Below are 19,284 nucleotides of genomic sequence, written 5' to 3' on the forward strand. Positions count from 1 at the left end.
ACCTTGTATTGCTTTTTTAGCACGTAGAATGCGTGCTTAAATGATTATTTTGTTTATAGGGCATCCTGTTGCGTTTTGACGCGGGCGGTCATAGTAGAATTAAATCAGAGTGAATACTACAAGCTTGTTACATCGACTTAATGATGAATATGAATACAACTTAGAGATTGCGTGAAATAAGGTAAGTTTAAAGAAGATAGACTTACCTTATTCAAGCATAAACGTGGTTATTTGTCTGGCAAATTGGTGGAGCACACTTCGCAATGTGGATTTTTAGGTAATTTGAATTCACGAAATTGCATTCGCATTGCATCAAATATCAACACCTTGCCATGTAAATGTTCACCATACCCTGTAAGCAGTTTGATGGCTTCAACGGCTTGTAAAGTACCAATAGTGCCTACAACAGGCGCCATTACGCCAGCTTCAACACAACTTAAAGCATTATCACCAAAAAGATGACTTAAACAGCGATAGCAAGGCTCCTCATCTTGATAAGTGAATACGCTGATTTGACCTTCCATCCGAATAGCCGCACCAGAAACGAGCGGTTTTTTCTGACGAAAACAGAGGCGATTAAGTTGCTCACGCACTGTCACATTATCAGTGCAATCCATAACAAGGTTATGGTGGCTAATAAGCTCCGCTAAAGCTTCATCTTCAAGTAATGCATCAACGGTTTCTATTGTGACATGAGGATTAATGGCTTCTAATGTTGCTTTCGCAGATAGTACTTTTGGTTGACCAATCGTGGCGTCGCGATGAAGAATTTGTCGCTGAAGATTAGAAAGGGAAACCGTATCAAAATCTAATAAAGTGAGTTTTCCCACACCCGCGGCTGTAAGATATTGTGATGCACTACATCCTAAGCCACCTGCACCAACAATCAGTACAGAGGCACTTTTCAGCGCCTCTTGACCATCAAAATCAAAGCCTCTTAATACAATCTGGCGATTGTAGCGTAGGGTTTCTTCATCCGTTAATTCAATACTCATAAAGGCTATTCGCTTTTTAATAGAGAATTAAATAGCTCGATAGTAACCGTTTCGCCAGCTGCAACTTTACCGCGTTCACGCTCTAAAACGATAAAGCAATTAGCGGCACTAAAGGAGCTATAAACATGGGAACCTTGATGCCCAGATGTTTCCACTTGCCATACGCCCTCGGCATTAATACTGGCAATACCACGTTGGAAATCAAGACGACCCGCTGATTTTTTCAATGGAGATTGTGCAATAGCTTGGAAACGTTGCGGTGCTTTCCAATGGCTAAAACCAGATAGGCGTGCAATTAACGGTTGAACCAATTGATAGAATGTCACGGTTGCTGATACTGGATTACCCGGTAATCCGCAGAACCATGCATTGTGTAATCGACCAAAAGCAAAGGGTTTTCCTGGTTTAATGGCTAATTTCCAAAAACCAATTTCGCCAATTTCATCGAGAATTTGTTTGGTATAATCGGCTTCACCTACAGAAACACCACCACTGCTGATGACTAAATCTGCTTCTTGATCAGCCTTTTTAAAGGTTTCACGCAGTTTTTCTGGTGAATCAGGAATAACGCCTAAATCTAAAACTTCACATCCTAGTTTTTCAAGCATTAAACGTACCGCAAAGCGGTTGGTATCATAAATTTGTCCCGCTTTTAATGGCTGACCGATAGTTTGTAATTCATCACCCGTTGAGAAAACAGCAACTTTTAAACGACGATAAACGTGTACTGTTGCCACACCTAAAGAGGCGATTAAAGGTAATTGTGCTGTTGAAAGTTTAGTGCCAGCAGGTAATACAATGTCATTTTCTTTAATATCTTCACCAATACGGCGAATATTTTGACCTTTTTTAGCAGGCTGTGAAAAACGGACACCATGTTCGGTCACTTCGGCTTCTTCTTGCATAATGACAGTATCAACACCAGCAGGAACCATTGCCCCGGTCATAATGCGTACACATTGCCCAGCAGGAAGTTCTCCTTCAAAAGGAATACCCGCGAACGATTTACCCGCAACAGGAAGTGGAGTTTGAGCTTCTAAGTCAGCGTAACGAAGTCCATAACCATCCATTGCCGAATTATCAAACGGCGGCACATTCAGTGGAGAGGTAATATCTTCACTTAGAATATAATCTGCGGCGTTATTTAATGGAATGTTAAGGGTATTGGTAATTGCCAACGGTTTTTCAAGTAGTTTTTCTAGCGCTTCATCAAGAGATAATAAACCGCTAACGTGACATTGACTCATCATATACTCCAAGATCTATCGAAATGTTCTGTTTTATTTCATGATACTAATCTATCACGATGAACATCATCATGTCAGAGATCATCTTGTGAATAGAAAGAAATGAAACTTCTTATTGCGGAAATGTTAGTTAATTGGGTTTAATATGTTAACTATTCTGTTATTAATAAGCAGCACATTTAAAATGATAAAACAAAATAATGGATATCCATGAATACTTCAAATCACCAAAGTCATTCAGCACAAGCTTTTCATATCGCGTTTAGCGGGTTTCTTGCTTTAGTGGTTGCAATGGGAATAGGGCGCTTTACCTTTACACCGCAAGTACCGTTGATGATTGCAGAATATCAATTGACGTTAACAAGTGCGGGAATTGTCGCTGCATTTAATTATCTTGGTTATCTTGCAGGCTCCTATGATGCGATGAGAGCCGTTAAAGGTGTGGGATATCGCTTGTGGGCGGGTCTTTGGGGAGCCGTGATCATCACGCTGTTGTCTGCTTTTTTAAATGATGCTTTTACACATAGTATTGCACGCTTTTTTATTGGTTGGGCAAGTGGCTGGACATTAGTGCTGGTGGCTTCATGGGCTAACGAGTTACTGGCTCGCCTAAATAAACCTATATTAAGTGTGGCTGTTTATGCAGGAACGGGGGCCGGTATATTTATCAGCGGTATTCTTGCTGTGTTAATTATGAAATGGCAAATGAGTGCGGCGGCAGGGTGGTTAATTTATGGTTCTCTTGCTTTTATTTGTGCCATATATGTGAGCTATCATCTTCCAAAGCCTTGGACAATGAGCAGAGAAGAAGTAAAAGTTACCTCTTTAACGCTTACGCCAGCGATAAAAAGGCTGATTTGGGGTTATACCTTTGCTGGGTTTGGCTATATTTTACCCGCAACTTTTCTTTCTCAAATGGCAGCAGAACGCTTTCCAGGGAGCTTAATTGCGCAATTTGTTTGGCCTGTTTTTGGTGCTTCTGCGGCATTATGTATTGGGATCGCTATTTTCACTCGTAATGTATTAAACACGCAGTTACGCTTAGCCATTACGCTTTGGTTACAAGCGTTAGGCATACTGATTGCGCTGTGGGTTCCTTCCATTACTGGGTTGGCGATAGGGGCATTTTTAATTGGTGGCGGCTTAATGTGTGCAGTACAACTGGCGTTTTTACGAGGTCGTGAATTAGCGCCTCAACATGGGCGTTATATGGCGGGTTTACTCACCACTTTTTATGCCATCGGACAGTTAGTTGGCCCTGTAATTTCTTCACTTTCAACAGCATTGACGGGAAAATTAGAACCTGCACTTTATGTCGCTTTTATTGTATTGATAATCGGTGGTTTTCTGGTGTGTTTAAAAGAAAAAAATCAGGCTTAAACTAAAAATAGCTCATACAAAAATGCAATAATTTCATAACGAAAAATGCGGTATTGCTGGATAATGTGATTGAGGTCATCTAAAGTGTAGGCTGTTGTTGCTAAGAGCGATAACGGCTACTTAATTAATGTGTTTATCGGAGAGTCCAATGTCATCATTAAGTAAAGAGGCGCAATGGGTGCACGCTGCGTTAGTTGAACGCGGTTTGGAAACGCCTCTTCGTGAACCGAAACTCTCTCCAAGTGAGAGCAAACAGCAAATTGAACATCATATGACAGAAGTGATGAAGCTGTTAAATCTAGATTTAAGCGACGATAGTTTAGCTGAAACTCCTCGTCGTATCGCTAAAATGTATGTTGATGAAATTTTCTCAGGGCTGGATTACCACAACTTCCCAAAAATCACACTAATCGAAAATAAAATGCAAGTTGATGAAATGGTGACAGTACGAGATATCACATTAACAAGTACTTGCGAACACCACTTTGTCACCATTGATGGTAAAGCCATTGTGGCTTATATCCCGAAAGATAAAGTGATTGGGTTATCTAAAATTAATCGAATTGTGCAATTCTTTGCTCAGCGTCCTCAAGTTCAAGAGCGCTTAACACAGCAAATCCTTATCGCATTACAAACGTTACTAGGCACAAAAAATGTGGCTGTTTCTATTGATGCGGTTCACTATTGTGTTAAAGCTCGTGGTATTCGTGATGCAACTAGTGCAACAACAACAACTTCATTAGGCGGGTTATTTAAATCTAGTCAAAATACGCGTCAGGAGTTTCTGCGCGCTGTTCGTCATCTTTGAGATTTAAATAAAAATGAATGAATCGTCTCATCAACGTATTGAAGCCCTCGATGCGTTGAGAGGAATGGCGATTCTTGGCATTTTATTGCTCAATATTTCAGGTTTTGCATTATTAAGAGTGGCTTCATTTAATCCATTACATTCGGGAGAAGCCTCTTTTGGTGATCGTATAACATGGATGGCATTAAATTTGTTTGCTCAAGGAAAATTCCTCTTTATTTTTGCGCTGTTATTTGGTGGTACGCTTTATCTCCTTTTGTATAAAGGAACTCGTTTTAATTTATCGCGATTAGTTGTACTGGCATTAATTGGTGTTATTCACACATTATTTATTTGGGAAGGGGATATTTTATTTCCATATGGTATGTGTGGTTTATTTGTTTTTGTGTTTATCAAATCAATCGCAACAAAGCACCAATTTATATTGGGAGCGATACTCTATTTTTGTGGTGCACTGATTTTAGGTGCGCTGTTTTACTATTATCGTGATTTTATTGATACCGTTTGGTATAGCACGCCATACTCTCAATTGTCTGAATCAGATTGGAAAACAGGGCCTTATTTAAATAGTGTTTATTATCGTTTGAATGAACTAAGTCTTTTTGTCTTTAATCTAGTACGTCAATATAGTTGGTTTTTGTTTGGTGCGATGTTGATGGGTTCTGCATTAATGGCATCAGGGTGGTTGCAGCAGAAATTTAGTCGCGCTCATTATGGTCATGTGGCACTTTATTTCCTCACAATTAGTTTAAGCTTACAAACGGTTATTGTGCTGGTGGATTATTACCTTGATTGGGATTACCGCTGGGCGGCTATTTTTGCACAACCTTTAACTATGTTGATCCAAGTGATGCAAAGTTTGGGGTATATTGCGCTGTTTTATTGGAGCTGGAATATTATTCAGCACTCTTATTTTGCCTATGCTTTACGTTGTGTTGGCAAAATGGCGTTAACAACCTATTTAATGCAAAGTGTTATCGGTATTTATTTATTTCAGCGTATGGGGCTATTTAATCAATTTACTCTACCTGAACTGATGCCTTTTGTTGCCGTCATTTGGGCAATCAATATTACTTTTGCTGTGATTTGGTTACGTTATTTTCCACAAGGGCCAATAGAGTGGATTTGGCGTAAATCAGCCTCGAAATTAGCACAATTCTTTTAGCTTTTTTCATGATTATTTTCATTTAGAGGAAGTGATTCGACTTCCTCTGGTGAAACCGCAGGATAACCTTTAATGCCTTCAGGAATAGATTGTATTGCGGGGATCGTTTCTGGCGGCCCTAAAAAGCGCGGTTCGCGGTTTAGAATATAAACATCAATCATTGCACCTGCTCTGGCAAATACTTCACGTACACGTACTTTAAACATGCTTTTAGGCGATGCAACCGCAAAGCACTGCGCATCAATTCCTTTTTCTAATGCGATAAAAACAGCTCGCTCACAGTGAAAACGCTGAGTAATAATGGTAAATCCATCTGTACCAAATACCTCTTTTGTTCGTACTACTGAATCAAGTGTTCTGAAGCCTGCAAAATCCATCACAATACGAGAGGCAGGAATGCCCGCTTTAATGAGATCCTTACGCATCGTATTTGGCTCATTATAACTATGTTTTGCATTATCGCCGCTGAGCAATAAATACTGAATTTTGCCACTATTATAAGCATTTACAGCGCCTTGGATGCGATATTGATAAAACTGATTTATATAACCGCTGGTATAGTACTTTGATGTGCCTAACACCATGCCCACTTTTTTAGCAGGTAATGTATCCACGTCTTCAAATATATAGGGATTGGTTTTCCACCCGATCCAGCGATCGCAGGCAATCAAGGTGACTGCAAGTAGAATAAAAAGTGTAAGAAAAAGATAAATGAGGCGTTTTAGCATGTCCTTGCCTTAATGACGCAAACAACGAATGACTTTCATAATAGTTAAGGCTACTTGAGCGGCGATAGGGAAGCAAGAAAAAAGCGCCTCATATTAAGTAATGACGCGCTTTTCGGAATGGTACTTAGTGTTTCAAACTACTTAGAACGAGGTTCTTTTGTAAATACGGTACTCTGGTGACCAATAGTTACGTTCAATTGCTTCTTCTAATGCTGAATCAGAAGTCACAGTAGCAACACCTTGTACTTGTGCTTCTTTTGCAACTTGTTTTGCGATATAGCGCGAAACCTGTTGAATATCAGACAGTAAAGGTAATAGAGAGCCATCACCCTCTTTTGCCATTGGTGAGCAATCTGCTAATGCGCGACTTGCCACCATCAGCATGGCATCAGTAACACGTTTGGCACCACATGCGATAACACCTAATCCAATACCTGGGAAGATATAAGAGTTGTTGCACTGTGCAATTGGATATTCTTTATCTTTGTATTTAACTGGTGCAAATGGGCTGCCTGTTGCCACTAATGCTTGTCCATCAGTCCAGTTGATAATATCTTCAGGACGCGCCTCTACACGAGACGTTGGGTTAGATAATGGCATTACGATAGGGCGTTCACAGTGTTTGTGCATTTCACGAATAATTTCTTCAGTGAATAAGCCAGCTTGTCCTGAAACACCAATCAAAATAGTTGGTTTTGCATTCTTAACCACTTCTAACAGTGAAATCGCATCGCTTTCGGTTTGCCAATCAGCAATAGTTTCGCTTTTTTGGATAAGTTTGCTTTGGAAATCAAGTAAATTTGGCAGTTTGTCCGTTAATAAGCCGAAACGGTCAACCATAAAGATACGTTCACGCGCTTGCTCATCACTTAAACCTTCAGATTTCATTTGGGCGATGATTTGCTCGGCAATACCACAACCCGCAGAACCTGCGCCTAAGAAAGTGACAGTTTGGTCTTTTAATTGGCGACCCGCAGCACGACTTGCTGCAATTAGACTACCTAAAGTGACCGACGCTGTGCCTTGAATATCATCATTAAAGCAACATAATTCATCACGATAACGATTTAATAAAGGCATCGCATTTTTTTGTGCGAAATCTTCAAATTGTAGTAAAACATTTGGCCAGCGACGTTTAACAGCTTGGATAAACTCATCGACAAACTCGTTATATTCATCACCTGTAATACGAGGATGACGCCATCCCATATACAGTGGATCGTTTAAGCGTTGTGGATTATTCGTTCCCACATCCAGCACAACAGGCAGGGTGTAAGCTGGGCTAATACCACCACACGCGGTATATAAAGAGAGTTTACCGATAGGAATACCCATACCACCGATACCTTGGTCACCTAAACCAAGAATACGTTCGCCATCAGTCACAACAATCACTTTTACGTTTTGTTTAGTGGCATTTTGTAGCATATCGTCGATATTGGCGCGGTTAGGGTAAGAGATAAATAAACCGCGAGCGCGACGATAAATATCGGAGAAATGTTCACAGGCTTCACCCACTGTTGGTGTGTAAATGATTGGCATCATTTCAGTGAGGTGAGATTCTAATAAACGGTAAAATAGAGTTTCGTTAGTGTCTTGAATATTTCTTAGGTAAATATGTTTATCGTTATCGTTTTTGAAATCAAGATATTGGCGATAAGCGCGTTCAACCTGCTCTTCAATGGTTTCTACTGCTTCAGGCAGTAAACCATGTAAGTTAAAGGTACTGCGTTCTTCATCGCTAAAAGCACTACCTTTATTTAACAGGGGAAATTCAAGCAGGATTGGGCCTGCATACGGGATGTAGAGAGGGCGTTTACTTTCGTGTTCCAGTTCCATGAAAAATACTCTTGTAAGGCAGTTAGTCACATGACAATTGTAGATCCTACAAAATAATAAAAATATGTACAGCTTATGTTATTTTTTTATGATTTTTATGCTTGGAAATGAGAGATAGATACGGTTGTTACAACTTTTTCTGGTAAGCATCAGCAAAATTTACATGCTGATGCTTTTTTTAGGAGAGATTTTTAGAGGAATAAGTTAAAACTTTTTACAAAGTGATGCGTTGCATTTGGCGGCAACCTAAAGCAGTTAATGTTGCTTGTGTTGCATCCCATTGCGTTAAAATTGTCTCTGCTTTTTCAATTAAGACAGCAGATCCAATATCCATCACACACTCACCTGCCATATTTAATAAAATTAATGCCGCTTGTAATGGCGGTAAACTTGGGTTAAATGCGGCATTTTCAGCGTAGCTACCTTGGAAAATTTTGCCATTTTTCATTTGAACAGCAATACCACTGTGCGATCCACTATAAGGAGCATGGCTACGATTGGCAGCTTGTAGTGCCTGTTGTGCTAATTCACTAGGGTTATCAATTTTGTAACCGTGATTAACTTTATCCATTAATAAAGAGGTGATATTGAGATCTTTCGGGCCAAAGCTATCAGGTAAATAATCGCCTAATGTTGCCATTTTTCTACCCGGCAACTGAATTTGAATATGGGTGCCACTGTTCAATTCGTTCATAAACTGGCGACAATGACCACAAGGTGTATAGTTAACGGTGACTGAGATTAAGCGAGATTCACCACGTAACCATGCATGAGTCACGGCGCTTTGTTCAGCATGAACCGTTTGTTGTAGCGGTGCGCCAGCAAATTCCATATTGGCACCGAAATAGATATTACCACTTTCGCCACGAGCAATCGCACCCACTTTGAAATTAGAGATTGGCGCGACAGCACAAGCTGCGGCAACTGGTAAAAGTGCTAGGGCTAAGGCATCATCATTACATTGTAACTGTGTTTTTATGGCATTGACCTGTTCTGCCGTAAACATTGCAGGGAATTCATCCTGCTCAAGATAAGGAGCAAGTGCTTGTTGTAACTGAGGGGATAAATCTGACCAAATTGCCTGAAAACGAGTATGCATACATGAGTCTCCCATTAATCTTTCTGTATTATAAGATTCTAGGCATCTTTACCCATTCTTATATGTGATGAAAATCATATTTTCAATGAAACAATTGCAACAAATTCATTAATTGAGAGATGTATCTCAAATTTATAGTAAAAATCCCCGAAATAACTTTAATTAAATCGAGGATTTAAGAATGGAGAATAAGAAAGGTATCAACTATAAAGATGCAAAATAATAGGGAAGATAAATGGCGCTGTAAGGGAAGTAATAATCCCACAGGTCATTAATGCCAGTGAGCTATAAGCACCTTCAATATAATCGACTTCAGCCGCTCTTGCTGTTCCCACTGCGTGAGAAACGGTTCCCATTGCTAAACCACGAGATGCGTGAGTAGGAATACGCAGTATTTTAAAGAGTGTGTGACCAAAAATGGCACCTAAAATACCTACTGCAATAACACATGCAGCACTGATTGCAGGAATACCACCGATGGAATCTGCGACAGCCATTGCGATAGGTGTTGTCACTGATTTAGGTAAAATTGATGCAGCAATTTCGGGTGTTGCTCCTGCCCATAAGGCAATCGCAGTACCACTGACCATTGCGGCAATACTACCGATAAAGCAAATACTGATCAGCGATTTCCACTGTGCGCGAATTTGGTGTAATTGCTGATAAAGTGGAATGGCTAAGGCAACCACAGCCGGTTGCAATAAGTCATTTAAAATACGACTACCGGCAAAATAATGCTCATAAGGTGTATGAGTGATTAATAAAATAGGAATAATAACCGCAATACCTATAAGCAAGGGGTTCAATATAGGCAATTTATAACGAGCAGCAAGTTTACGTGATAAATAAAAGACAATTATGGTTAAAGGAAGTGACCACCAAATATTCATTAACATTAACATTTTTTCTTCTCACTTAACGCTGTATCGTCGTCTTTCTGTTGCGTTTTTTCTACAACGTCCTCAACTATGTCAGGTTTTGCACCCACGATAATGCGCTCACGGTGAACATAGTGTGAGCAATAAGCGACTAATGCCATAACACCAAAGGTACTTACCACACTTGCTAAAACAATAGGGAAAAGTTGCTGACTTAATAAGTCATAATAATTCATTACTGCCACTCCGATAGGAATAAAGAGTAATGTCATATTTTTTAAGAGGATATTGGCACCCGGTTTAACCCAGCGCAAAGGGATAAGCTGGAAAGCAAGTAAACCGAAGAGAATAAGTAAGCCAACAATGCTGCCTGGAACCGCGAAGGGTAGAAGGGCTGAAATAAGATTACCCGCAAAGAGACAAAGATAAAGTACCAAAAAAGATCGTAGATAATGCCAAAGTGTAATCTGCAATCGTGCCCGTTTAGATTTCATAAGTAAGTGTCCCAAATCAACTAACAGATTTATCATACACCGATTTTGAAAGTGTGCTACGGATCACAATAAAAAAAGAGCGGGGCTCTTATAGAACCCCGCCATTTATTGATTTGGCAAATGAATCTTGGTTGTTATTTCACTTGCTGACCCGGTTTTGCACCAGAATCTGGGCTAAGTAAGAAGATATCTTTATCGCCAGGTCCTGCCGCCATTACCATGCCTTCTGAAATACCAAAACGCATTTTACGAGGTGCTAAGTTTGCCACCATTACCGTTAAACGACCTTCCAACACTTTCGGATCTGGGTATGCTGTACGAATGCCAGAAAAGACTTGGCGAGTCTCACCACCTAAGTCCAAAATTAGCTTCAGTAACTTATCTGATCCTTCAACAAAATCAGCTTGTTTAATTTCAGCGATACGCATATCAATTTTCGCAAAATCATCAAACTTAATCGTTTCTTGAATTGGTGAATCTGCTAATGGTCCTGTGACTTCTTTTACAGGTGCAATGGTGCTTTTAGATGCTTCAACCATTGCATTGGCTTTATCCATTTCAATACGGTTAAACAGTGCTTTGAATTTGGTGATTTCTGTACCTAAAAGTGGTTGTGCAAGCGCATCCCATGTTAATTCGGTTTGCAAAAAGGCTTCTGAACGTTCTGTTAATGAAGGTAAAACAGGTTTCAGATATGTCATCAGTACGCGGAATAAGTTAATACCCATTGTACAGATAGCTTGTAGCTGTGCATCTTGACCTTCTTGTTTTGCTACAACCCACGGCGCTTTTTCATCAATATAGCGGTTGGCTTCATCCGCTAATGCCATGATTTCACGAACTGCTTTACCAAATTCACGATTTTCAAATGACTGTGCGATAGTTTCTTTCATATCAACAAAGTGTTGATAAAGCTTAGCATCATCTAAAGAATCTGCTAATTTGCCATCAAAACGCTTGCTGATAAAACCTGCTGTACGTGATGCAAGGTTAACGACTTTATTAACAATATCGCTGTTAACACGTTGAACAAAGTCTTCTAAGTTTAGGTCAATATCATCAATGCGTGAGGAAAGTTTTGCTGCATAGTAATAGCGTAGGCAATCTGCATCAAAATGATCAAGATAAGCACGCGCTGTAATAAAGGTGCCACGAGATTTTGACATCTTCGCGCCATTTACAGTGACATAACCGTGAACAAACAGGTTGGTTGGCTTGCGGTATTCGCTGCCTTCTAACATGGCTGGCCAGAATAAGCTGTGGAAATAGACGATATCTTTACCAATAAAGTGATAAAGGTCTGCTTTGCTGTCTTTATTCCAAAACTCATCAAAACTTAAATCACCACGTTTTTCACATAAGTTTAAGAAAGAACTCATGTAGCCGATTGGTGCATCTAGCCATACATAGAAATATTTACCCGGTGCATCTGGGATTTCAAATCCAAAATAAGGTGCGTCACGAGTGATATCCCACTGTTGTAAACCGCTGTCGAACCACTCTTGCATTTTATTTGCAACTTGCTCTTGCAGAGCGCCAGAGCGTATCCACTCTTGTAACATATTGCTAAATGCAGGTAAGTCGAAGAAATAGTGCTCAGTTTCACGCATAACAGGCGTTGAACCTGATACAACAGAGCGTGGGTTGATTAATTCGGTTGGGCTGTAAGTAGAGCCACAAACTTCACAGTTATCACCATATTGGTCTGGCGCTTTACATTTAGGGCAAGTGCCTTTTACAAAGCGGTCAGGCAAAAACATGCCTTTTTCTTCATCATAAAGCTGAGAAATAGTTTTGCTTTTGATGTGACCATTTTTTTTCAGTGCAAGATAAATTTTAGTCGATAATTGGCGACTCTCTTCACTGTGTGTAGAGTGATAATTGTCGTAACTGATATTAAAGCCAGCAAAATCCTGCTGATGCTCTTTGCTCATTTCTTCAATCATGGCTTCTGGTGTAATACCCAGTTGTTGAGCTTTCAGCATAATTGGCGTGCCGTGGGCGTCATCAGCGCAGATGAAATGAACTTCTTTGCCGCGCATTCGTTGATAACGGACCCAGATATCAGCCTGAATGTGCTCAAGGATATGACCGAGATGAATTGAACCGTTAGCATAAGGTAACGCGCAGGTTACCAATAATTTATTCGCGACGTGAGACATAGTAAGGATCTTACTTCCATAAAATTAATAAAAGGGACTTTGATGTTAACCGATCCGTCATGATGTCGCTAGGGCAATAATCGAGTTTTTGCAAGAGAAATTTCAGTTGGCAAATTGAGGTAAGGCATTAACGTAGTCATCTACTATCTGATATGATAGATGCACTCATATATTTAATAAATAATGAAAACGAGAGGAGCCGGGATGAGTGATAAATCCCCCGAGCAGACCACCCCTGAGATTCTGAACGAAAAAGTTTCAGGTGTCTTGTCTACTTTTGAACACCCGACATTGAAGCGTAATCTGCTTTCTCTAAAAGCATTACATCAATGTGCGATGATTGACGATGTTCTTCATATCGAGTTAGTGATGCCATTTGTTTGGAAAAAACCTTTCCAAGTCCTAATCGAAGAAAAAACAGCTGAACTTCGCAACATCACTGGTGCAAAAGCCATTGAATGGAAACTCAAGCACAATATTTCAACCTTACGCCGTGCAAATGATCTACCAGGCGTTAATGGTGTGCGTAATATTCTTGCTGTGAGCTCTGGTAAAGGTGGCGTTGGTAAATCAAGTACAGCAGTTAACCTTGCATTAGCTCTTGCACAAGAAGGCGCTAAAGTAGGTATTCTTGATGCTGATATTTATGGGCCGTCTATTCCGAATATGTTGGGTACCACAATGGAGCGTCCAACGTCTCCTGATGGACAACATATGGCACCGATTATGGCTTATGGTTTAGCATCTAACTCTATCGGTTATCTAGTTACAGATGATAATGCAATGGTATGGCGTGGTCCTATGGCGAGCAAAGCATTAATGCAAATGCTCCAAGATACGCTGTGGCCTGATTTGGATTATCTCGTTATCGATATGCCGCCGGGAACAGGTGATATCCAATTAACCTTATCTCAAAATATCCCTGTAACCGCTGCGGTTGTGGTAACAACACCACAAGATATCGCGCTGGTGGATGCAATGAAAGGGATCGTCATGTTTAAGAAAGTCAATGTACCTGTATTAGGTATTATTGAAAACATGAGCGCACATATTTGTAGTAACTGTGGTCACCTTGAACCTATCTTTGGTACTGGTGGTGCGGCGAAATTGGCAGAGAAATATCATTGCCAATTATTAGGTCAAGTTCCTCTTCATATCTCTTTACGTGAAGACTTAGACCGTGGGCAACCAACAGTGATGCGTGATCCTGAAGGCGAGTTTGCTGATATTTATCGCGAAATCGCGTCAACAGTGTCTGCTCAAATGTATTGGGATGGCGATGCAATCCCAACGGAAATTTCTTTCCGCGCAGTGTAATGACAGTAAAATAATACGTTGAGTTATTTGCTGATTTAAATGGAGAGCCATTGGCTTTCCATTTTTTATATGCGATTTCCGACTGTTTTTGATAAAAAACGAATAGATTTCTGGTTTTACGCTGGAACCAGAGTGATTTCAAAACTATAATCTGCGCTAGCGTAATATTTACATATTATTACGTTATCCCTCTTTTTATTTCAAACCAGGTTTTTGATTATGGCTGACACAGCACATCAGTGCACAATTGTAGGTATCGCTGGAGCTTCTGCTTCGGGTAAAAGTCTTATTGCAAGTACACTTTACCGCGAATTAAGAGCGCAAGTAGGTGATCATAATATCGGGGTGATACCAGAAGATTGTTATTATCGTGACCAAAGTGATTTAACGATGGAAGAACGATATAAGGTCAATTATGACCACCCAAATTCGATGGATCACGCACTTTTATATCAGCATTTGTGTGAACTAAAAGCAGGAAAAACCATCGAACTCCCTCAATACGACTACGTTGCTCACACTCGCAAAACAGAATCCATTCCTTTTCAACCTAAAAAAGTTATTATCATTGAAGGCATCTTGTTATTAACAGATAAACGCCTGCGTGAAGAGATGGATTTCTCTATCTTTGTTGATACGCCATTAGATATTTGCTTAATGCGTAGAATTAAACGTGATGTGAATGAACGTGGACGTAGCTTAGACTCAGTCATTGAACAATATAATAAAACCGTTCGTCCTATGTTCTTCCAGTTTATTGAACCTTCTAAACAATATGCCGATATTATTGTACCTAGAGGGGGTAAAAACCGCGTTGCGATTGATATTCTGAAAGCAAAAATTGGGCAGTTCTGCGAATAATAGGTTCATTTGTGGGCAGCTTTCATGCATGATGAAACTGCCTGTTTAACTTGAAGAAGGAAATAAAATGCGATTATGCGACCGTGATATTATTCAGTGGCTGGATGAAGGTAAATTAGTCATTGAACCCCGCCCGCCCGTCGAGCGAATTAACGGCGCAACAGCAGATGTTTGCTTAGGAAATCAATTTCGTGTTTTCCAAGGTCATACTGCTGCTTATATTGATTTGAGTGGCCCTAAGGCTGAAGTGAACGCTGCGCTAGAACGTGTAATGAGTGATGAAATTGTGTTACCTGAAGGTGAAGCATTTTTCTTACATCCGGGTGAATTAGCGTTAGCGGTGACACTTGAGTCAGTCACTTTGCCTGATAATGTTGTTGGATGGTTAGATGGACGCTCATCATTAGCCCGTTTAGGTTTAATGGTACATGTTACCGCTCATCGTATTGATCCCGGCTGGCATGGACAAATCGTATTAGAATTTTTTAATTCAGGTAAACTTCCTCTCGCATTAAGACCAGGTATGGTTATTGGTGCATTAAGCTTTGAACCTATGTCTGGTTCTGCTGATAGACCTTATAATCGTCGTCAAGATGCAAAATATAAAAATCAACAAGGTGCTGTTGGTAGTCGGATTAGTGAAGATTAACTATCTTTATAATCATCATTATCATGTTCACTAAGCGGGTAATTATATGAAAAGGTTTTTGACAACACTGGCTATCTTGCTTGTGGTTATTTTTGCAGGCTTAACAGCGTTAGTTTTACTCATTAACCCGAATGATTTCCGTGGATACCTTGTTGAAAGGGTCGAAAAACAAAGCGGTTATAAACTCACATTACAAGATGATATGCGTTGGCATGTGTGGCCAAAGTTAAGCATTATCAGTGGTAAAATGTCATTGACAGCACCTGGTGCTGAAATGCCTTTTATTACTGCCGATAATATGCGTCTTGATGTTGAGTTATTACCGCTACTTTCCCATCAACTTGAAGTAAAAGAAGTCATGCTTAAAGGTGCCGTAGTTCGCCAAACACCTGAAAGTAAAGCCATTCCTAAAATATCACCACCTTCTACTCCTCGAGATATTTCTCACCCAGTTGTCGAACCTAGAGCCAATAATTGGCAGTTGAATATCGCCAAAGTAAAAATTTCAGACAGCTTAATTATTTGGCAAATGAAAGACGGTGAGCAACTTAATTTACGTGATATTGATTTATCGTTGAAAACAGACGAGAAAAAACAAGTTAGTCTTGAGATGAGCACGAAAGTGAATCGTGACCGTCGTGAGATCACGCTAAATGTTGCTGCTGATGTGGATATGAACAGCTATCCTTACCAAGTTACGGGTAAGATCACACAGTTAGATTACGCTTTATCAGGAGTTGAGATCCCTGAAAATGGAATTGCAGGAAGTTTAACTTCAGATTTTACGATCCAAAATGAGGGCGTAAGAAAAATTTCACTTGAGAACTTAAATCTCACAGCTAATGATAGTCAATTGCAAGGTAATATCAGTGCAGAATTTGCAGATGCTACTCGCTATCAAGTTGATTTAAAAAGTGAAATGCTAAATTTAAATACTTTATTGCCAGAATTAGCAACGGCTAAAGTATCAGAAAATGCGTTATTAGTGCCAACGACTGATAATCATATACCTCCTTCATTTTCATTATTTAGTACAGCCCATGCGGCACCAGCACCGAATGCCACCATTATGGCAAAACCGGTTATTACTTCAGTTACCATTGAAAATAAAGAATATGATCTAACGAGTTGGGGTGATATTGAGTTTACACTGAAATTAGCCCTGAATAAGCTTCTCTATAAAGATTTAGAGATTAACAATTTTAAAATTGATGCATTAAATAACCCTAATTCACTGAATATTCAAACCTTAACAGGAAAAATCCTTCAAGGTGATTTTTCACTGCCAACGGTTATTTCAACAAGCATTGTGCCAGCGCATATCAGCATGGATATCACAATGAACAATATTCCATTAGAGCCACTATTGCGTGTCTTTAATCAACCTGAAAATTTCAGTGGATTAATTTCAGCAAAAGGGAATTTAGAAGGAACGGGATATAACCGAAAAGCTTTTTATCGTTATTGGCAAGGTACACTTAATACCTCTGTTACCCAATTTAAAATGCAGGGATTAAATGTACCACAGGTTATTCAGCAATCAGTCGCTCAAGCGACGGATAAAGTGATTTACCCTGAAGATATCGAAAGTTATACCCAAGCAGATAATGTGATTGCCCAATTTAAGTTAGCACCCAAAGGAAAAGTAACCGTTAATTCACTTGATGCTCAAGCAGAGGCTTATCAAATTAAAGGGCAGGGCAAAGTGGATCTTCAACGCCATAATCTTGATGTGATGTTATTTGTTAATATCAAAAAAGGTTGGGGTAAAGAAAACGAATTTATCCGTCAATTGGCTAAAATTGAAATTCCATTAAGACTCTATGGTGATTGGGATGCGATTCAATATGAACTTAATATTGAAAAATTATTGCGCGATCAATTACAGCAAAAAGCCAAGCAAGCTATCGATAATTGGCTAAATAAACAAGATGCTGAAAGCCCTGAAGTAAAAGCACTTAATCAACTATTGAAGAAAATCTAGTTTCACGATTTTTAACTTCATCACATTCTTAATAAAAGCACACTATTTTGATAATCGTGTGCTTTTTGCCTTATATCTATCATTTAATTTATGTTTTGAATGAAAAATAAGCATTCGTGCTATATACATGCAAAAAAATAGTCGTTTTTTTTGATATATGTCATACACTGCAACGTTGCCTTTGGGCAGAGTGTGTCAATCGCACTAAACGCAAAAATGATGATAAAAATAAAAAACTTCATTTTATAAATGACTATTTTAGACAGGATAAATAAATGATTGAAATTCTTATCGGCGCCTTAGTTGCCGTAGGTGTTGGACGTTATATCGTAAAAGGCTATTCACCAACAGGCGTTTTAATGACGGGTGGTCTGTTATTACTGATCATCAGCGTAATTATGGGAAGGGCTGTTTTACCTGCGAGTGCGACTGCAACAGGCTATGGCTTAATTGATATTGTCGAGTATGTGAAAAATCTACTAATGAGCCGTGGTGGCGATTTAGGTATGATGATCATGATACTTTGTGGTTTCGCTGCTTATATGACGCACATTGGCGCTAATGATGTTGTTGTAAAATTAGCATCACGCCCACTAAAAATGATTAACTCACCTTATTTGCTGATGGTTGCGGCTTACATTGTTGCATGTTTGATGTCACTGGCTGTTTCATCAGCAACAGGTTTAGGTGTGTTATTAATGGCAACGCTGTTCCCTGTTATGGTGAATATGGGAATTAGCCGCGGAGCTGCTGCTGCAATCTGTGCGTCTCCAGCTTCTATTATCTTAGCGCCAACATCAGGTGATGTTATTTTAGCTGCTGAAGCATCTCAAATGCCGCTGATTGATTTCGCATTTAAAACCACATTGCCTATCTCTATTGCTGCAATTATGGGTATGTGTATCGCTCACTTCTTCTGGCAGCGTTATCTTGACCGTAAAGAGCATATCGAAACAGAAATGTTAGACGTGAATGAGATCAAAACTCACGCACCAAGTTTCTATGCAATTTTACCTTTCACGCCAATTATCGGTGTTCTCGTTTTTGATGGTAAATGGTTACCAGAACTTCATATCGTTGCCATTATTATTATCTGTATGATTTTAGCGGCTGTTATCGAATTTATTCGTAGTTTCAGCGCAAAACAAGTTTTTGAAGGCTTAGAAGTGGCTTACCGTGGTATGGCAGATGCATTTGCACAAGTTGTGATGTTATTAGTCGCTGCTGGGGTATTCGCTCAAGGTTTAACAACCGTTGGCTTTATCAATGCGTTAATTGAAGGTGCTCAGTCATTAGGCTCAGGTGCCATTGTGATGATGATTGCACTGGTATTAATTACCATGTTAGCGGCAATGACCACAGGCTCTGGTAATGCGCCATTCTATGCATTCGTTGAGTTAATTCCTCGTTTAGCAAGCAATATGGGTGTTAACCCAGCTTATTTAACCATCCCAATGTTACAAGCTTCAAACCTAGGTCGTACATTATCACCAGTTTCTGGTGTTGTCGTTGCCGTATCGGGTATGGCAAAAATTTCACCTTTTGAAGTGATGAAGCGTGTTTCTGTACCCGTATTAGTAGGGCTGGTTATTGTTATTGTTGCAACTGAAATTCTTGTACCAAGTACATTAGGTTAATTATTAACTCATTGAATTAATATTAAATTATTATTTTAAAT

At 39.6% G+C, this 19,284-nt stretch carries 16 protein-coding genes; 8 read left to right on the forward strand and 8 right to left on the reverse strand.

Going from position 1 to position 19,284, the window contains the following annotated elements; genetic code table 11:
- Positions 1-227: 227 nt before the first annotated feature.
- Together moeB and moeA are read right to left on the reverse strand one after the other, a co-directional pair.
- On the reverse strand, positions 228-995 hold the full coding sequence (gene moeB / locus ACWPWK_RS15880) for a molybdopterin-synthase adenylyltransferase MoeB (RefSeq protein ID WP_109373460.1): 768 nt from the start codon (positions 993-995) through the stop codon (positions 228-230).
- Positions 996-1,000: 5 nt separating this feature from the next.
- Positions 1,001-2,242: a molybdopterin molybdotransferase MoeA gene (moeA, locus tag ACWPWK_RS15885; protein ID WP_109373461.1), complete on the reverse strand. Its 1,242-nt coding sequence runs from the start codon at positions 2,240-2,242 to the stop codon at positions 1,001-1,003.
- 210 nt (positions 2,243-2,452) lie between these two features.
- Here moeA and ACWPWK_RS15890 point away from each other — a divergent pair, with 210 nt between their 5' ends.
- From ACWPWK_RS15890 to yeiB, 3 genes are all read left to right on the forward strand, one after another.
- Positions 2,453-3,622 (forward strand): YbfB/YjiJ family MFS transporter, encoded by a 1,170-nt coding sequence (locus ACWPWK_RS15890; RefSeq protein ID WP_109373462.1) that lies wholly within the window; start codon positions 2,453-2,455, stop codon positions 3,620-3,622.
- 148 nt (positions 3,623-3,770) lie between these two features.
- Positions 3,771-4,430 carry a GTP cyclohydrolase I FolE gene (gene folE / locus ACWPWK_RS15895; protein ID WP_023581251.1) on the forward strand — a complete coding sequence of 220 codons (660 nt, stop codon included), beginning with the start codon at positions 3,771-3,773 and terminating at the stop codon, positions 4,428-4,430.
- A 13-nt stretch (positions 4,431-4,443) separates the two neighbouring features.
- Positions 4,444-5,595, forward strand: coding sequence for a DUF418 domain-containing protein YeiB (gene yeiB, locus ACWPWK_RS15900; protein WP_109373463.1), 1,152 nt, complete (start codon positions 4,444-4,446; stop codon positions 5,593-5,595).
- Here the strand turns inward: yeiB and sanA are convergent.
- The 6 genes from sanA to metG form a co-directional block, all read right to left on the reverse strand.
- Positions 5,592-6,323: an outer membrane permeability protein SanA gene (gene sanA, locus ACWPWK_RS15905; protein WP_109373464.1), complete on the reverse strand. Its 732-nt coding sequence runs from the start codon at positions 6,321-6,323 to the stop codon at positions 5,592-5,594. The two genes, yeiB and sanA, sit on opposite strands and share 4 nt — an antisense overlap.
- A gap of 141 nt (positions 6,324-6,464) precedes the next feature.
- Entirely contained in the window at positions 6,465-8,162 is a 1,698-nt protein-coding gene (locus ACWPWK_RS15910) for an NAD-dependent malic enzyme (RefSeq protein ID WP_109373465.1), read from the reverse strand.
- A 214-nt stretch (positions 8,163-8,376) separates the two neighbouring features.
- Positions 8,377-9,261, reverse strand: a complete 885-nt coding sequence (gene cdd, locus ACWPWK_RS15915) for a cytidine deaminase (protein WP_109373466.1) — start codon at positions 9,259-9,261, stop codon at positions 8,377-8,379.
- Between the two features lie 200 nt (positions 9,262-9,461).
- The gene (locus ACWPWK_RS15920; RefSeq protein ID WP_100159648.1) at positions 9,462-10,157 is read right to left on the reverse strand and encodes a CidB/LrgB family autolysis modulator; all 696 of its coding nucleotides are present in this window, start codon (positions 10,155-10,157) and stop codon (positions 9,462-9,464) included.
- Complete coding sequence (locus ACWPWK_RS15925) at positions 10,157-10,633, reverse strand: CidA/LrgA family protein (protein WP_109373467.1); 477 nt, start codon at positions 10,631-10,633, stop codon at positions 10,157-10,159. The genes ACWPWK_RS15920 and ACWPWK_RS15925 overlap by 1 nt, the downstream gene beginning before the upstream one ends.
- 134 nt (positions 10,634-10,767) lie before the next feature.
- Complete coding sequence (gene metG, locus ACWPWK_RS15930) at positions 10,768-12,795, reverse strand: methionine--tRNA ligase (protein WP_109373468.1); 2,028 nt, start codon at positions 12,793-12,795, stop codon at positions 10,768-10,770.
- 204 nt (positions 12,796-12,999) lie between these two features.
- On the opposite strand from metG, the gene apbC reads away from it, so the two are divergent.
- From apbC to dcuC, 5 genes are all read left to right on the forward strand, one after another.
- On the forward strand, positions 13,000-14,112 hold the full coding sequence (gene apbC / locus ACWPWK_RS15935) for an iron-sulfur cluster carrier protein ApbC (RefSeq protein WP_036912151.1): 1,113 nt from the start codon (positions 13,000-13,002) through the stop codon (positions 14,110-14,112).
- 219 nt (positions 14,113-14,331) lie between these two features.
- Positions 14,332-14,973 carry a uridine kinase gene (gene udk, locus ACWPWK_RS15940; RefSeq protein ID WP_109373469.1) on the forward strand — a complete coding sequence of 214 codons (642 nt, stop codon included), beginning with the start codon at positions 14,332-14,334 and terminating at the stop codon, positions 14,971-14,973.
- Positions 14,974-15,040: 67 nt separating this feature from the next.
- A complete protein-coding gene (dcd, locus tag ACWPWK_RS15945; protein ID WP_006537532.1) occupies positions 15,041-15,622 on the forward strand; it encodes a dCTP deaminase in 582 nt (193 codons plus the stop codon).
- 46 nt (positions 15,623-15,668) lie between these two features.
- Positions 15,669-17,606, forward strand: a complete 1,938-nt coding sequence (gene asmA, locus ACWPWK_RS15950; RefSeq protein WP_109373470.1) for an outer membrane assembly protein AsmA — start codon at positions 15,669-15,671, stop codon at positions 17,604-17,606.
- Positions 17,607-17,881: 275 nt separating this feature from the next.
- The gene (gene dcuC / locus ACWPWK_RS15955) at positions 17,882-19,243 is read left to right on the forward strand and encodes an anaerobic C4-dicarboxylate transporter DcuC (protein ID WP_109373471.1); all 1,362 of its coding nucleotides are present in this window, start codon (positions 17,882-17,884) and stop codon (positions 19,241-19,243) included.
- Positions 19,244-19,284: the final 41 nt, after the last annotated feature.

It is taken from the genome of Proteus sp. Marseille-Q3619, assembly GCF_965283115.1.

Coding starts and splice junctions, on each gene's coding strand:
- folE (WP_023581251.1), top strand. CDS start 3,771: ATGTCATCATTAAGTAAAGAGGCGCAATGGGTGCACGCTGCGTTAGTT.
- dcuC (WP_109373471.1), top strand. CDS start 17,882: ATGATTGAAATTCTTATCGGCGCCTTAGTTGCCGTAGGTGTTGGACGT.
- udk (WP_109373469.1), top strand. CDS start 14,332: ATGGCTGACACAGCACATCAGTGCACAATTGTAGGTATCGCTGGAGCT.
- ACWPWK_RS15890 (WP_109373462.1), top strand. CDS start 2,453: ATGAATACTTCAAATCACCAAAGTCATTCAGCACAAGCTTTTCATATC.
- dcd (WP_006537532.1), top strand. CDS start 15,041: ATGCGATTATGCGACCGTGATATTATTCAGTGGCTGGATGAAGGTAAA.
- sanA (WP_109373464.1), bottom strand. CDS start 6,323: ATGCTAAAACGCCTCATTTATCTTTTTCTTACACTTTTTATTCTACTT.
- yeiB (WP_109373463.1), top strand. CDS start 4,444: ATGAATGAATCGTCTCATCAACGTATTGAAGCCCTCGATGCGTTGAGA.
- cdd (WP_109373466.1), bottom strand. CDS start 9,261: ATGCATACTCGTTTTCAGGCAATTTGGTCAGATTTATCCCCTCAGTTA.
- metG (WP_109373468.1), bottom strand. CDS start 12,795: ATGTCTCACGTCGCGAATAAATTATTGGTAACCTGCGCGTTACCTTAT.
- apbC (WP_036912151.1), top strand. CDS start 13,000: ATGAGTGATAAATCCCCCGAGCAGACCACCCCTGAGATTCTGAACGAA.
- moeB (WP_109373460.1), bottom strand. CDS start 995: ATGAGTATTGAATTAACGGATGAAGAAACCCTACGCTACAATCGCCAG.
- asmA (WP_109373470.1), top strand. CDS start 15,669: ATGAAAAGGTTTTTGACAACACTGGCTATCTTGCTTGTGGTTATTTTT.
- ACWPWK_RS15910 (WP_109373465.1), bottom strand. CDS start 8,162: ATGGAACTGGAACACGAAAGTAAACGCCCTCTCTACATCCCGTATGCA.
- ACWPWK_RS15925 (WP_109373467.1), bottom strand. CDS start 10,633: ATGAAATCTAAACGGGCACGATTGCAGATTACACTTTGGCATTATCTA.
- ACWPWK_RS15920 (WP_100159648.1), bottom strand. CDS start 10,157: ATGTTAATGAATATTTGGTGGTCACTTCCTTTAACCATAATTGTCTTT.
- moeA (WP_109373461.1), bottom strand. CDS start 2,242: ATGAGTCAATGTCACGTTAGCGGTTTATTATCTCTTGATGAAGCGCTA.